Annotated in this window: 15 protein-coding genes; 5 read left to right on the top strand and 10 right to left on the bottom strand. The window is 35.8% G+C overall.

Annotated features, from left to right (window positions below; genetic code table 11):
- Positions 1-66: 66 nt before the first annotated feature.
- From MKX29_RS13170 to MKX29_RS13140, 7 genes are all read right to left on the bottom strand, one after another.
- A complete protein-coding gene (locus MKX29_RS13170; protein ID WP_341105937.1) occupies positions 67-390 on the bottom strand; it encodes a thioredoxin family protein in 324 nt (107 codons plus the stop codon).
- A gap of 4 nt (positions 391-394) precedes the next feature.
- On the bottom strand, positions 395-757 hold the full coding sequence (locus MKX29_RS13165; RefSeq protein WP_373370966.1) for a toprim domain-containing protein: 363 nt from the start codon (positions 755-757) through the stop codon (positions 395-397).
- Positions 758-902: 145 nt separating this feature from the next.
- Entirely contained in the window at positions 903-1,286 is a 384-nt protein-coding gene (gene gcvH / locus MKX29_RS13160; protein ID WP_095371986.1) for a glycine cleavage system protein GcvH, read from the bottom strand.
- Positions 1,287-1,372: 86 nt separating this feature from the next.
- Positions 1,373-1,729: an arsenate reductase family protein gene (locus MKX29_RS13155; RefSeq protein WP_224938097.1), complete on the bottom strand. Its 357-nt coding sequence runs from the start codon at positions 1,727-1,729 to the stop codon at positions 1,373-1,375.
- A 216-nt stretch (positions 1,730-1,945) separates the two neighbouring features.
- On the bottom strand, positions 1,946-3,730 hold the full coding sequence (locus MKX29_RS13150; RefSeq protein ID WP_341105934.1) for an acyl-CoA dehydrogenase family protein: 1,785 nt from the start codon (positions 3,728-3,730) through the stop codon (positions 1,946-1,948).
- A gap of 212 nt (positions 3,731-3,942) precedes the next feature.
- Positions 3,943-5,118, bottom strand: a complete 1,176-nt coding sequence (locus MKX29_RS13145; RefSeq protein WP_341105932.1) for an acetyl-CoA C-acetyltransferase — start codon at positions 5,116-5,118, stop codon at positions 3,943-3,945.
- Between the two features lie 57 nt (positions 5,119-5,175).
- The gene (locus MKX29_RS13140; RefSeq protein ID WP_251163586.1) at positions 5,176-7,560 is read right to left on the bottom strand and encodes a 3-hydroxyacyl-CoA dehydrogenase/enoyl-CoA hydratase family protein; all 2,385 of its coding nucleotides are present in this window, start codon (positions 7,558-7,560) and stop codon (positions 5,176-5,178) included.
- A gap of 221 nt (positions 7,561-7,781) precedes the next feature.
- Between MKX29_RS13140 and MKX29_RS13135 the strand changes: the two genes are divergently transcribed.
- Both MKX29_RS13135 and MKX29_RS13130 read left to right on the top strand, forming a co-directional pair.
- Positions 7,782-8,048: a hypothetical protein gene (locus MKX29_RS13135; RefSeq protein ID WP_224938101.1), complete on the top strand. Its 267-nt coding sequence runs from the start codon at positions 7,782-7,784 to the stop codon at positions 8,046-8,048.
- Between the two features lie 70 nt (positions 8,049-8,118).
- Positions 8,119-8,403 carry a spore coat protein gene (locus tag MKX29_RS13130; protein WP_224938121.1) on the top strand — a complete coding sequence of 95 codons (285 nt, stop codon included), beginning with the start codon at positions 8,119-8,121 and terminating at the stop codon, positions 8,401-8,403.
- A gap of 65 nt (positions 8,404-8,468) precedes the next feature.
- On the opposite strand, the gene MKX29_RS13125 is transcribed toward MKX29_RS13130, so the two are convergent.
- Positions 8,469-8,735: a DUF2573 family protein gene (locus MKX29_RS13125; protein WP_224938102.1), complete on the bottom strand. Its 267-nt coding sequence runs from the start codon at positions 8,733-8,735 to the stop codon at positions 8,469-8,471.
- Positions 8,736-8,841: 106 nt separating this feature from the next.
- On the opposite strand from MKX29_RS13125, the gene MKX29_RS13120 reads away from it, so the two are divergent.
- From MKX29_RS13120 to MKX29_RS13110, 3 genes are read left to right on the top strand one after another with little or no spacing between them, the layout of a single operon-like run.
- The gene (locus MKX29_RS13120; protein ID WP_341105927.1) at positions 8,842-10,323 is read left to right on the top strand and encodes a spore germination protein; all 1,482 of its coding nucleotides are present in this window, start codon (positions 8,842-8,844) and stop codon (positions 10,321-10,323) included.
- A gap of 26 nt (positions 10,324-10,349) precedes the next feature.
- The gene (locus tag MKX29_RS13115; protein WP_341105925.1) at positions 10,350-11,441 is read left to right on the top strand and encodes a GerAB/ArcD/ProY family transporter; all 1,092 of its coding nucleotides are present in this window, start codon (positions 10,350-10,352) and stop codon (positions 11,439-11,441) included.
- Positions 11,438-12,508 (top strand): Ger(x)C family spore germination protein, encoded by a 1,071-nt coding sequence (locus MKX29_RS13110; protein ID WP_341105924.1) that lies wholly within the window; start codon positions 11,438-11,440, stop codon positions 12,506-12,508. Before MKX29_RS13115 ends, MKX29_RS13110 begins: the two co-directional genes overlap by 4 nt.
- 42 nt (positions 12,509-12,550) lie before the next feature.
- Here the strand turns inward: MKX29_RS13110 and rodA are convergent, their stop codons facing one another.
- Together rodA and MKX29_RS13100 are read right to left on the bottom strand one after the other, a co-directional pair.
- Positions 12,551-13,723, bottom strand: coding sequence for a rod shape-determining protein RodA (gene rodA / locus MKX29_RS13105; RefSeq protein WP_095371977.1), 1,173 nt, complete (start codon positions 13,721-13,723; stop codon positions 12,551-12,553).
- A 131-nt stretch (positions 13,724-13,854) separates the two neighbouring features.
- On the bottom strand, positions 13,855-14,619 hold the full coding sequence (locus MKX29_RS13100; protein WP_224938106.1) for a DUF4931 domain-containing protein: 765 nt from the start codon (positions 14,617-14,619) through the stop codon (positions 13,855-13,857).
- Between the last annotated feature and the right edge of the window lie 129 nt (positions 14,620-14,748).

Genomic DNA, 14,748 nt, shown 5'->3' with positions numbered 1-14,748 from the left:
ATATTTGCGCAAAACCCCTTGATTGAAAGCATAAGAAAACCACTTATTCCTAAACAATAAGTGGTTTTAAAATTGAGACTGTAATTCATATGATTGAATTTGCTCAAGTAAATAAGGTACGGAATGGAAAGCATAAAGCTTATCAACTAACTCTCCTTTTTTAAACACAAGTAAACACGGTACACTTTCAATTTCATACTTTTCGGCTACTCCTGGCAAAAAATTCAGGTCGGCTTTACCTATAGGAAGGTTCTGCAACAGTTGCTCAGTAATTGTTAGCATTTTCCCGGCAACTTGACATGTCCCACACATAGGAGTGAATAAATAAAATAAGCCGGATTGCTTCCTTGCGATCAAATCATTTAAGTCATTGTTTGACCAGTCAATCATGTTATCATCCTTTATCTAAATACTCGGTATATATATCTATATTTGCACTTATTAAGGCTGTAGCTAAATGATACGCGGGTGCCGCCTCGACTTCACGATACATTTTATCAATATAGATATGCTCTGCCTCTGGTAACTCTCTCTTAAATTGTTTACGAAGTTTTTCTCCTGATGCGTCAGCATCGACTAATATATAGACTTCCTTCCCAATTAAATAATCAATTAATTCATCCAACTTCGAAGTGCCAATCGTTCCATTTGTACATAAGATCTCTACAGGTTCTCTGATTAATCCTTTCACTTTTCGTTTGTCAGATTTACCTTCAACAATAATGACTTTATTGCCATGTTCTATATGCATGCTCATCACCTAATATATATCATTTATATATTTTACAATAGTAAGCCTTTTTACATTTGAAAACTTTTCAACACTTAGCTGGTATGTCTATATAGAAATTTAGAAAAAGGTCAAACCATTTAATGATTTGACCTTCTTTATTTAACTGCAATTAATCTTCTTTTGTCATTTCTTCATATTGTTCAGCTGTCATTAGCTTGTCAATTTCACTTGCATCGGATGGCTCAACAACGATCATCCATGCTTTCTCGTAAGGAGATTCATTCACAAATTCTGGACTATCGCTAAGTTCTTCGTTAATCTCAACGATTTTACCACTAATTGGTGCATATAACTCAGAAACTGTTTTAACAGATTCTACGCTACCAAACGGTTCATCAGCAGTTACTTCATCTCCTACTTCTGGAAGCTCAACAAATACGATATCTCCAAGTTCTGATTGAGCAAAGTATGTAATACCAATACGAACTTTATCTCCTTCTGTTTTTACCCACTCGTGTTCTTCTGAATAACGTAATTCTTTAGGTGTGCTCATGTTTCATACCTCCATTAATTTAGGAAATTGTTTATTTTAATGACCGAATAAACGATCGTTTAAAACGTATAAAGCGCATCCACCATTTACAGCCAATTTTGTTCAAATTCTAGCTCTTTAAATCCGACTGTTACTTTCGTACCGTCTGTTGTTAATGGACGTTTAATTAACATTCCATCCGATGCTAATAAATCCAACAGTTCCGACTCTGAGGCCGTTTTCACTCGGTCTTTTAATCCTAACTCACGATACTTTTGACCGCTTGTGTTGAAAAACTTTTTCAGCTCTAACCCGCTCTTTTTGTAAAAATCTTCTATTTCCTTGCGGGATGGGGGATTTTCCACTATATGTATCGCATCATAGGCTATTTCATGTTCATCTAGCCATTTTTTCGCTTTTCGGCAAGTACCACATTTAGGATACCAATAGAAAGTAAGTGCCATGTTTTCACCACCTATTTTATCATACCTATATTCATGAATACTATCGTTTCATTAGCATAACATATTTCTTTTTATTTTCATAACGAAGAATTGTAATTATTATCATATTAAAAACAAAACAAAGAGGCCCACATTCGTTCTTGAGCCTCAAGTTATAAAGTTCGCAAATGGAGGAAGTAAACAGGTTACTTTCCTTCCATTCATTAAAGATAAATATTATACTACGAATCTTTCAGCTTCAATAATTTTCTCAGCCGCTTGACGTTTTTTCGCAATTACATTTGTTGGAGTATGTCTCGTAAACTTCTTAAGTGCTGAAAGCATCATTCGTAATGTATCGCCTTCTTCCACACCTACTAAAGTTTCTTTCGCAATTAACTCAATTTGATTAAATGCTTCTTGGCAGAAAATTTGTGTGTACAATAGCTTTTGTTCCGCTTTTGCTACTCCGTCTTTTACTATGGCTTTTTCAGTACGAAGAACAGTAGATTCCATAGAATAGGCGTAAGAAACAAGATCAGCAATATTTACAAGAACTTCTTGCTCTTTATCCAAAGCTTTTCCGTATTTTTGTGCACATAAACCTGCTGCAAGTAAGGCGATTTTCTTAGCGTTCTTTACAAGGTATTTCTCTTGCTCTAATGCTTCAGTACCTGGCTCTTCTGGCATCATCATCATCAATTCCTCTTGAAGTGCCATTGCTTTTTCGAATAAAGGCAGTTCACCTTTCATTGCTTTTCTAACATACGTTCCTGGTACTAAAAGACGATTGATTTCGTTTGTTCCTTCAAAGATTCGGTTGATTCTAGAATCACGGTAAGCTCTTTCTACTTCATATTCTGCCATAAAGCCATAACCACCATGTAATTGAACTGCCTCATCAACTACATAATCTAAAACTTCGGTAGAGAAAAACTTATTAAGTGAGCATTCTATTGCATATTCAGCAATAGACTTCGCTACTTCTTTACCGTCTTGGACTTCTTCATCACTCAGTTGACTCATTCTGTCATCAAATAGACCCACTGTACGGTAAACGGAGCTTTCAGCTGCATAAATTTTACTTGCCATTGTTCCGAATTTTTCCTTCGTTAAATTAAAAGAAGAAATAGGCGTACTGAATTGTTGACGTTGGTTAGCGTAAGCTACCCCTAATTTAAAGGCATGCTTAGAACCACCCACTGCACCTACACCAAGTTTGTAACGACCAATATTTAAAATGTTAAAGGCAATGACATGACCACGACCAATTTCACCTAGTACATTTTCAACTGGTACTTGTGCATCTTCTAAAATAAGTGTTCTTGTAGAAGAGCTCTTAATACCCATTTTCTTTTCTTCAGCACCTGTTGATACACCCGGATATTCTCTTTCAACAATAAAAGCTGTGAATTGGTCACCGTTTATTTTGGCATAAACAACGAACACATCGGCAAACCCAGCATTCGTAATCCATTGTTTTTCCCCATTTAATACATAATGTGTGCCTTCTGCGTTTAATTTAGCAGTTGTTTTTGCTCCTAATGCATCAGATCCTGAACTTGGTTCTGTTAGTGCATAAGCAGCTAATTTTTCACCTGTCGCAAGCACCGGTAAGTATTTTTGCTTTTGCTCTTCATTTCCGAACAATACAATTGGAAGAGAACCAATACCTACATGGGCACCGTGTGAGATAGAGAAACCACCGACACGTGACATTTTTTCAGCAATAAGTGCTGAACTTACCTTATCTAAACCGAGTCCACCGTATTCCTCTGGCACATCTGTACCAAGTAAGCCTAAGTCACCAGCTTTTTTCAATAGTTTTACAGAGCGATCGAATTCATGTTGTTCTAAATAATCCACTTGAGGTACCACTTCATTTGTCACATAATCTTCTGTCGTCTTCGCAATCATGATTTGCTCTTCGCTAAAATCCTCTGGTGTGTACATATTTTCATAAGAAATATCTTCAATTAAAAAGCTTCCACCTTTAATAAATTTTTCAGTTTGATTTGACACGTTCATCATCCTCCATCTTCATTCTTTATGCTTTTTGCAGTTTTCGTTAACTTTGTTTTTCAAAGATAATTAAATAAAATTTTCACTTCGGTTCATTGCGCATCAGACACTCACTTTTTGCAGGGCTCAGATTTCTTTGATCTATTAACCGCAGGAGTCGAGTGTCTTCCGCTCTATAACACTATTGGTTTAAAAAAAGAACTTAGTCGTTTTTAAAGAAGTTCAAACACACCTGCGGCACCCATTCCGCCACCAATGCACATCGTTACAACACCAAATTGCTCGTTTCTACGCTTCATTTCATGAATTAATGATAGTGTTAGCTTAGCCCCGGTACACCCCAGTGGATGCCCTAAAGCAATAGCTCCCCCGTTAACATTCACTTTTTCTTCATCCAACCCTAATTCTCTAATGACTTGAATGGATTGAGAAGCAAAAGCTTCATTTAGTTCGAATAATCCGACATCTGATAGCTCTAACCCCGATAGTTTTAAAGCTTTAGGAATTGCTACAATTGGCCCAATCCCCATAACCTCTGGCGGCACGCCTCCGACAGCAAAAGAACGAAACTTCACTAAAGGCTGCAATCCTTGTGCATCTGCTTTCTCTCTGTCCATAATCATTACAGCTGCTGCACCATCACTTGTTTGTGATGAATTCCCCGCTGTAACTGAACCTTTCACATTAAAAGCTGGTCTCAGTTTCCCTAATGTTGCAACTGTTGAATCACTCCGTACACCTTCATCTTGTGAAAACTGGAAGTTGTGTTCTTTCACTTTATTATCCGATCCAATTTGACGGAGTGTGACATCAACCGGAGTAATTTCATCAGCAAATTTACCTTCACTAATTGCTTTCGCTGCTTTTTGATGACTACGTACAGCGAATGCATCCTGCTCTTCTCTTGAAATGCCGTATTTTCCAGCAACTTGCTCTGCTGTATGCCCCATACTCATATAATATTTAGGAGCTGTCTCGGCTAAAGTTAAATTAGGACGGACAACATGACCCATCATAGGTACAAGACTCATGGATTCAGCTCCACCGGCGATTACTGTATCTGCGTGACCAAGCATGATCTTTTCGGCACCATAAGCGATTGATTGCAACCCTGATGAGCAATAGCGATTGACTGTGATTGCTGGTACCGAGTCTGGAAGCCCAGCTAATGCACCGATATTTCTGGCCATATTCAAACCTTGCTCTGCTTCTGGCATGGCACAACCAATAATTAAATCATCAATACTACCTTCATAATTTCCAGCTCGTTTCAACGTTTCTTTTACAACAAGTGCACCTAAATCATCTGGCCGAACAGTGGCAAGTGAGCCTTTTTTTGCTTTACCGACAGGTGTTCTAGCACCTGCAACAATTACAGCTTCTTTCATTGCTTTTTCCCTCTCCTTCTACTCTCGGTATCTTTTATTCTTTCTAGCAATCTATGATTAGTTACGGAGTGGTTTACCCTTTAAGAGCATGTGTTGCATCCGTTGTTGAGATTTTGGCTCTGCAATAAGTTTTAGAAATGCTTCTCTTTCAAGATCTAACATATATTGCTCATCTACTTCTGTACCAAAAGGAACCTTGCCGCCAGCAATGACATATGCCAGTGCCTTGGCAATTTTTAAATCATGTTCCGAAATATAACCAGATAAATGCATAGAATTAGCACCTAAAAGTAATGCGGCATACCCTGTTTCACCAACAACTGGGAATTTCACTTTTGCTGGTGGAAGGTAACCTGCATTTGCCAATGCTAATACTGCTTGTTTGGCATCATAAATGAGGTGATCTCCATTTACACTAATTGCATCCGAAGTATTCAAGAAGTTATTTTCTCTCGCCTCTTCTCCTGATGTAGATACCTTTGCCATCGCAATTGTTTCAAAGACTTTATTGGCTACGTTCTGTAGATCAAATTGAACTCCTTTAGGCATGCTTGCTAAATGTTTCAAATATAGTGACTTGTTCCCTGCGCCGCCTGGAATTAATCCAACTCCTGCTTCCACCAAGCCCATGTAAGTTTCACTAGATGCTTGAACATGTGATGCACTTAAAGCTACTTCCGCTCCCCCGCCAAGTGTCATACCGAATGGAGCCACTACGACTGGTTTAGCACTATACTTGATTTTCGTCATCGCATTTTGGAATTGTTTGATCACCATATCTAATTCGAAGTAATTATCATCTTGGGCTTCCATTAACATCATTCCGATATTGGCACCGACACAGAAGTTCTTTCCTTGATTGGAGATAACAAGACCTTTATAATTTTTCTCTACTTCATCAATAGCGAAATTAATCATTTGAATAATGTCTAAACCAATCGCATTACTCTTTGAATGGAACTCTAAGATAGCGACGCCATCGCCTAAGTCGATTAAGCTTGCTCCAGTATTTTTCTTAATGACACCTTGTTTTTGTTTTAATTGCTTTAAGTTTATTACTTTTGGGTTTAACTTAATCGGCTGATACTCACCATTTTCATACACAAAAGTTGTCGCGTTCTCTTCCTTATAGAACTGTGTATGTCCATCAGCGATCATTTTCTCAACCCATTCTGGAATGTCTAATCCTTCTGCTTTCATTTTGTTCACTGACTGTTCCAAACCAATAGCATCCCATGTTTCAAATGGGCCCATATTCCAACCAAATCCCCATTTCATTGCATCATCAATGGATTGAATATCATCGGCAATTTCCCCTAGGAGTTGCGCAGAATATACTAATGCTGGTGATAACACCTTCCATAATAATTCTCCAGCGCGATCATCTGCGTATACAAGCGCTTTCATTTTGTTTGCTGTCCCTTTTTGTTGTTTAGCTATTTCTACCGCTGCCGTTTTCAACTTTTTACGAGGACCATATTCCAAGGTTTTAGGATTTAATTCTAAAATTTCTTTGCCCTGTTTTAAGAAAAATCCTTGTCCTGTCTTACTGCCTAACCAGCCTTTGTCTAACATCTTATTAATAAAATCTGGTACATCGAATACTTGTTTTTCTTCACCTTCTACTTGGTCATAGACATTTTTAGCTACATGGGCAAACGTATCTAAACCAACAACGTCCAATGTACGGAAAGTCGCACTTTTCGGTCTACCAATAAGTGGTCCCGTAATTGAATCTACTTCACCAACAGTAAATCCACCCTTTAACATTTCTTGTACTGTTACAAGGAGACCGTATGTGCCGATTCTATTGGCAATAAAATTAGGTGTATCCTTTGCGATAACAACACCTTTTCCTAAAACATCCTCACCAAAAGTTTGCATAAAAGAAAGTACCTCAGGCGATGTTTCCTTAGTTGGAATTACTTCCAATAGTTTTAAGTAACGTGGTGGATTGAAGAAATGAGTGCCTAGGAAATGCTTCTTAAAGTCTTCAGAACGTCCTTCAGCCATTGCTTCGATAGAAATACCAGATGTATTAGAACTGACAATTGTTCCAGGACGTCGATATTTATCTACTTGGGCAAACACGTCTTTTTTCACGCTGAGATTTTCTACTACCACCTCAATGATCCAATCCACTTCTTTCAAGCGCTCCATATCATCATCGAAGTTACCGGCCTCAATAAGATGAATATTTTTCTTTGCTGTTAACGGTGCAGGTTTTTGCTTTAATAGTTTTTGCTTACCACTTTCGGCAATTTTATTTTTGAACTGTTTATCCTTAAGGGTAATCCCCTTTACTTCTTCTTCATTACTTAATTCGCGAGGAACAATATCTAATAAAAGTGTTGGTATACCAATATTCGCTAAATGCGCGGCTATTCCAGAGCCCATAACACCTGAGCCTAAAACAGCAGCCTTTCTAATCTGTTTGGTCAACTGTTCTTCCTCCTTCTATTTTGAATGAATGCTCATTCATTTTTTCTGTAAAAAATTTTGGAAATTCCTTTGATACTTATAATAATAAAATATTTGAAAAATTTAATCAATCATTTTCCTTATAGATTTTTTATTTCTTTTTCACTTTTTTCTTTCTGCATAAATTTTTCTGCAATTGACAAACTATTTTAGAAGAAAATCATCAAAATGGAGGTATTGGGATGCAACAACAAAATACAAACTTCTCGAATCAACAAGGAATCATGCAGCAACCCCCAGTTATGGTATCAACAAAAGATGCACTTTACTTTAATGATATGCTTTCTTGGAATTTATTAGCAATGAAAAAAGCTCATTTCTATGCGGTACAATGCCAAGACCCTGCTTTAAAAACTGTTTTTGAGCAATGTGGACAAATGCATCAACGTCATTATGAGCAAATTTTGAAACATCTAAATACGACACAACCGTTTAATAATATGCAATAAGGAGGAAACTCAGTTGACTAATTCAAAAAAAGTACAAAATCCTGAAAAACAAATAGCTAAAACACCACAAATGAATGATCGTGATTTTACAAACGACCTACTTGCAATGGAAAAGTACATGAGTGATTCTTATAGCATTTATTTAAATGAAGTTAGTAATCAAACACTTTATGAAGATTTTATGCGTATTTTTACTGAAACAAAGAATGAACAACGTCATCTTTATAACCTCATGTTTGAAAGAGGTTGGTACAGTCTTGATGCAGCAGATCAACAAAGTCTGCAACAATCTTACCAACAATTCCAAGGATACTCTACACAGTTTCCATATGGAACAAACGGTAACATTCAATAGCTAAGATAAGTGAGGAATAAAATAGGAACAGATGTTGACCGACAGTCATCATCTGTTCTTATTTTTTATCCCTTTTTTTCATCAGGCTTTTGTTGAAGCCGCTGTTTTTCATTTAAATCTTTAATCTTTGTAATTAGCTCCATCATTTCTTGTTTTCCTTCAGGGTACAATTGATTCCAATGTTTTACTAAAGGTGGCATCTGTTTAGCAATAAATGAATAAATAATCCATGATTTTACTTCTTCTTGCAATGTTTCGTCACTTTCTCCTAATAACAATTCCGTGTATTTTTCCACTAGTGCTTCTATCTTCTGATCCAAATCGTGAGCCAACTTGTATCTCTCCTTTACCATTTTTTAATCATCATTCATAACACAACCAAATTTGGTAACAATATTGATTAGATGCATTTAATACTTCTGATTGACGGTGATACCTTTGAGCATATGGGATAAGTTTAAAAAAATCAAAAATGATGATTGGAAATCTTTATTAAAGCAGTCAACTGATTTTCAGTCTACCTATTATTTTAATGAAAAAACGAATGAACGATTTGGTTTTCATTTTTATTCGACTTTAGTAGATGAACAAATTATTCAGGAAAGTGCTTTACCAGCACTTTTAACAAAAAAATTTGAATCACTGGATGATTTGCATAGAATAGTTCCCATTGCAGATATTCATATTTTAAAAAATCCAAGCGATATAGAACAAAAGTTATTAAATGGATATGTACTTGTTACACTAGATTCTGATAAAAATCGTTTCGGATTTATTGCCGCTCAGAAAGAAATTGTTCGATCTCTCAGTCAACCTGAAATTGAGTTTTCTGTAATAGGACCTAAGGAAGCGTTTGTTGAGGCTATTGGTCAAAACTTAAATTTGATTAGGAAGAGATTACCTATTAAAGAATTAATTTCACAAGAATACACTGTTGGTAAACTTTCGAAAACAAAAGTAGCTGTCTTACATATAGAAGGAATTACTAATAAAGACAATGTTGATACTGTGAAACAACGTATAAAAAATATTGAGATTGACACGATTTCTGATAGCTCTAATATTGTTGAATTATTAAGTGATAATTCCAATTCCCTATTTCCACAATTACTGGACACCGAGAGGCCTGATCGAGTAGCTGCTATTCTTGCTGAAGGAAAAATCGCCATAATCGTTGATGGTTCACCACATGTGTTAATAGCGCCCACGACGTTAATTGAATTTTTTAGCGCTTTCGAAGACTATTTTCTCAATTGGATTGTCGCTACATTTTTTCGCTTAGTACGATTTTTTGCTGTTGTTTTTTCAGTACTGGTTACACCGATTTACGTTGCAGCTATGACATATCAATACGAGCTCATACCGCCAGACTTATTAGGGATATTAGTAACATCAAGAAGAACCATTCCGCTCCCCCCTATTCTCGAAGCATTATTTCTTGAGCTGACGATTGAATTATTGCGTGAGGCAGGGGCACGGCTCCCTACTAAAGTCGGCCAAACCATTGGTATCGTAGGTGGTATCGTTATTGGAACAGCATCTGTTGAAGCCGGTCTTACTAGTAACGTACTGTTAATCTTTGTCGCATTAGGTGCATTAGGTTCCTTTACAACACCTGTTTATAAAATGGGTAATACAATTAGGGTTTTACGCTTTCCCTTTCTTCTGTTTGCACAATTTTGGGGTGTATTAGGAATTCTTTTTTGTTTCTGTATTCTCATTGCCCACTTATTACGCCTGACCTCACTAGGAAGACCTTTTTTGGCGCCAATATACCCACTTAGATTAGCAGATATGAAGGATACACTTATTCGCGCACCCTTACAAAAAATGTACAGGCGTCCACATGTTTTAAGAACGCAAAAACCAAAACGATTCAATAAGAAGAAAGCTGAAAACCCAAAAGACATTGATGAATAACCCTAGCCTTAGTAGAGGTGATGAATATGCAAAGCCAAACGATTCCCAATAACTTAAAAATATCTCCTTATCTCGTTTTTTATGTGATGATCTCTATGCAAATTGGCATTGGTATTCTAGGATATCAAAGAATTATTGCCGACTATGCTGGACATGATGCATGGATTTCCATTCTCATTCTAGGTGTTTATATTCATCTCGTCATTTGGATGATGTACAAATTATGTGAAATGGTTAATGGAGATATTATTACCGTTCATGAGTTTCTTTTTGGGCGATTCATTAGTAAGGTAGCAAGCTTCGCCTTTGTTTTATTTTATATCACTTACCTTCTTTCCTTTATATTGAATTTTATCGAAGTCATTCAAATATGGATGTTTCCAGACATAAATAATTTTGCGTTTTCGGTATTGTTCTTACTTCTAGCAATATATATTGTATACGGTGGACTTAGGACAGTTGTGGGTATTTGTTTTTTTGGAACCATTTTGCCAGCCTATTTAGTATTTACATTCACCTTTACTCTAAAGTACGCTGACTTCACCCACTTATTACCGATTTGGGAACATAAAATCACCGAATTACTTCAAGCTTCTTATCATATGTCACTAACTTCTGTTGGATTTGAAGCGATTTTATTTATCTATCCTTTTATTAACCAACCGCAGAAATCGAAAAAATGGGCCCATATTGGAGTCGCCACCACGACAATTTTTTATACGATATTAGCGATTATTGCTTTTTCCTATTTCTCAAAAAAACAATTAGAAAATACGATTTGGGCTACACTTTCTATGTGGCAAATGGTGCAATTTCCATTTGTTGAACGCTTTGAGTATATTGGGGTCGCCAATTGGTGTTTGATATTATTACCGAATATATGTCTCTCTCTTTGGATTGCTTCAAGGTTACTTAAAAGAGCCACTAAATTAAAACAAAGAAAAGGAGCCATACTGATTTCAGCCATCTCTGTCATTATCGTTACTTTTTTTGAGAAAGGCGTAGACATTGAAAGGTTTAATCAAATTGTTGAACGGATGTCTTTTGCTTTTGTATTTGTTTATATTCCCTTTTTGTACTGTTTATCCCTCATTATAAAGAAGGTGAAGAAAACATGAAAAAATGGATATGTATCATTTGCTGCCTGTTCTTACTAACTGGATGTGTACAGAAAAGAATTATAGATGAGCTCAATATTGCAGTCGCAACTGGCTTTGACCCTGATACGAGTGATGAGCATTTGTTAAAGACAACCTTTCTTATGGAAATATTCAACAAAGAAATGAGTGTAGAGAACAAAACTGTTACAACAACCGGTGATCTCAGGAGAGAGACACTGTATAAAGCAAACCGGCAATCACCCAATCCAATTGTAGTCGGAGGTTTAAGGCTTACATTATATAATATTGCCATTGCCGAACGTGGATTAACTGTTTATGTAGACGCCTATCAACGAGATGCTTCCATTGGCAAACGAATCTACTTCGCAACCACTGATAGTAGTACGGAGGAAATTTTAAAAGGAGAATATGGCCCACAAGGAAATGGAACCTTTATTTCTGACTTAATTGAACATAATATTGACTATGGAGATTTACCTAAAACGAACTTAACCTTATTTATGAGAGATTTTTATCAGGAAGGGAAGGATATCTTCTTACCACATATCAAAAAAATAAATGAACAGGAAATCGAACTAGCGGGCATATCATTATTTAAAGATCATGCTGCATATAAAATTCTCCCAAGTGATAAATTATTTTATTTTAAATTACTCGTTGATCGTTATAGTAGAGGTGACTTCTCTATCGACTTGCCGGATGGTGAAAAAGTGGCTATTAAAAGTATACATTCCAATCATAAATATAAATTAGATAAAAAAGATCCAACAAACATCACTATCAAAATTAAAGTCCAAGGTAATATAAAAGAATATTCCGGAAATAATATCGATGATAAAAAAATAAAAGAGATAACGAATTTTATCAATAAAAAAATAAAAAATGAATGTTCAGCGCTTATTAAGTCTTTTCAAGAAGATAATGCCGACCCAATCGGAATAGGTAAGGTTTATAGCACAAAAATAAGGAATTTTGATTATAAAGAATGGAAAGAGGGATATCCTGACTTAAATATTAAAGTTGATCCGAAGGTGATCATACTGGATACTGGTGCATCTATCTAACAGCATTAACCCGAGAATTTTAAATTCTCGGGTTTCTTTTTCTTAGGAAGATCTGGAAAACATATACCGTTTACTATGAAAACCAATTGAAAAAATTAGTCCCATGGCAAGCATATTACCCATTAGTGAGCTTCCTCCATAACTAATGAACGGTAGTGGGATTCCTGTAATCGGTAAAACACCAATTGTCATTCCGATATTTTGAAAGACATGGAAAGTTATTAAACTAATTACCCCTACACAAACATATGTATAGAATGGCGTTCTTGTACTGATGCCTATTTTAGTTAAATGATAAATCAATAAGAAAAATAAACTAACAACCACACTTGCCCCAATAAAACCGAACTCTTCTCCTATGATACTAAAAATAAAGTCTGTGTGACTTTCTGGTAAGTAAACTTCCCTTGTGCCGTAGCCCTTTCCTGTTGTCTCACCAGAACCGATGGCAAGTAAGGAGCGCGTTAGTTGAAAACCTGTAGAACTTTGATAATTATAAGGATCGATCCAAGAATAAATTCGCCCCAATTGGTATTCCTTCACGCCCAAATATTTTTCCAACAACTCTGGATGCCACAATACAAAATAAAAAATACCAACAACTAAAGTTACACCTACACTTACAATAGGCGCGAGTATTTTCCAAGTGATACCTGAGATAAAAACCATTCCGAGCAAAATCGCTAAAATTACCAAGGAAGTCCCCAAATCTGGTTGTTGCATGATGAGCAACAAGGGGAAGCCAGTAACAATTAGCATTTTAAATAATAGGAAAAAATCTGTTTTCACAGTTTTTAATTGTGTCTTTTGATGATGGTCATCGATGACCCTGGCTAGAGCTAATATGAGAAAAACCTTTACTAACTCAGCGGGCTGTATTTGTCCAAGACCAGGCAACCGTATCCATGATTTAGCTCCATTAATTACAGGAGCAATACTTTCAGGTGCGACAACAAGAAATCCAAGTAGCAATAGTCCAAAACCGTAAGCATACCAAGAAATTTTCTTTAATTGCTCAGCATCTAATGTAATGACTGCTAGTATAATCCCTATTCCCACTACATACCATACAATTTGTTTAAGTAAAAAATTCTCACCGTATTGTTCAGTCGTTTGTGCACTATATATAGAAATACAGCTCACTAAAAACAATAAAAATAAAATAAGAACTAAAGTATAATCAATTCTCGATGTTGTCGTTCGTTTAGAAGTCATTAATCAATCTCCTTATGAAACAAAGGCTCTTCATTAAAAATAATCTGTGTACAATACTTCATTATATTTTTTTTAGATGAAAATCACAACAGCTACGTATATTTCTTTTTTGTAACAAAGAAATATACCTATTATAATTGTACATATTTACTTTGAATATCCTTTACCATCCACATGATGTTATTAGGTACTTGTGGCAAGAAATATCCGATAAAAAGAGGGCTTGTTACATATCGAGGGACGATTTTTGCATATATTTCATTCTCGAAATGATAAAAAAATAGATTATAGCTGTTACATGTAAAAGGAAAATCCCTCAGAATATATTTGGTTGCCATTTGAATATATTTAGCAAACGCTGCAATATCCTTTTTCTGTCCTAATTTAACATTAAATTCATAAAAACCAATACGAGGTTTATTCGATAAAGAAAATTCAGTATCACCATGTTGATCAATCAATTCTCCTACAAAATCGTCAGCCTGCACCTTATTTTGATACACGACATCATATAAACCAACAATTTGCATATGAGGATGAGCAATGCTTCCACCTGAATGCGGCCCATGATTCTTGAAAAAAATCACAGATTTGTATTTATCACTTTTCTCCATACTTAACCACTTGTCTAAACCAAATGTAATCAATCTGACTAAATGGTTGTCATCATACTGTGAAAGTTCCGTGTCACACTCAGCTGTCTCGATTAAGACCGTTTGATGAGCATTTTCTAATACGGGATATTTATTCTCCAACCAAATGATTGGACCATCCTCCGCAATAATGTTCGTCAATTGTTCTCTCTGACAGAACGGACACACTTGTTCTTTATTCCTTATACTATTAGGTTTCTGTTTACCAATGCTTGTATTAAAAAATAAATGAGTATTTGTCATTAGTTATTCTCTCCTGATTTCAATTACTTACTTCTATTATAAAGGGCTTCTTCTTTATAGTGTGAAAGTTTGATTATGATTAGTATAAAATTCATCAATATTAAAGGCAACTTCACTTGCGTAACAAAA

It is taken from the genome of Cytobacillus sp. FSL R7-0696, from assembly GCF_038006865.1.
Taxonomy (GTDB): domain Bacteria; phylum Bacillota; class Bacilli; order Bacillales; family Cytobacillaceae; genus Cytobacillus; species Cytobacillus kochii.
Note: the sequence above shows the minus strand (reverse complement) of the source record. Positions and strands in the feature narration are given on the sequence as shown.

What these genes read in the sequence shown, in the direction of transcription:
- MKX29_RS13145 (WP_341105932.1), bottom strand. Translation starts at nt 5,118, where the DNA reads ATGAAAGAAGCTGTAATTGTTGCAGGTGCTAGAACACCTGTCGGTAAA.
- MKX29_RS13130 (WP_224938121.1), top strand. Translation starts at nt 8,119, where the DNA reads ATGAATGATCGTGATTTTACAAACGACCTACTTGCAATGGAAAAGTAC.
- MKX29_RS13135 (WP_224938101.1), top strand. Translation starts at nt 7,782, where the DNA reads ATGCAACAACAAAATACAAACTTCTCGAATCAACAAGGAATCATGCAG.
- rodA (WP_095371977.1), bottom strand. Translation starts at nt 13,723, where the DNA reads ATGACTTCTAAACGAACGACAACATCGAGAATTGATTATACTTTAGTT.
- gcvH (WP_095371986.1), bottom strand. Translation starts at nt 1,286, where the DNA reads ATGAGCACACCTAAAGAATTACGTTATTCAGAAGAACACGAGTGGGTA.
- MKX29_RS13110 (WP_341105924.1), top strand. Translation starts at nt 11,438, where the DNA reads ATGAAAAAATGGATATGTATCATTTGCTGCCTGTTCTTACTAACTGGA.
- MKX29_RS13115 (WP_341105925.1), top strand. Translation starts at nt 10,350, where the DNA reads ATGCAAAGCCAAACGATTCCCAATAACTTAAAAATATCTCCTTATCTC.
- MKX29_RS13155 (WP_224938097.1), bottom strand. Translation starts at nt 1,729, where the DNA reads ATGGCACTTACTTTCTATTGGTATCCTAAATGTGGTACTTGCCGAAAA.
- MKX29_RS13100 (WP_224938106.1), bottom strand. Translation starts at nt 14,619, where the DNA reads ATGACAAATACTCATTTATTTTTTAATACAAGCATTGGTAAACAGAAA.
- MKX29_RS13170 (WP_341105937.1), bottom strand. Translation starts at nt 390, where the DNA reads ATGATTGACTGGTCAAACAATGACTTAAATGATTTGATCGCAAGGAAG.
- MKX29_RS13165 (WP_373370966.1), bottom strand. Translation starts at nt 757, where the DNA reads ATGAGCATGCATATAGAACATGGCAATAAAGTCATTATTGTTGAAGGT.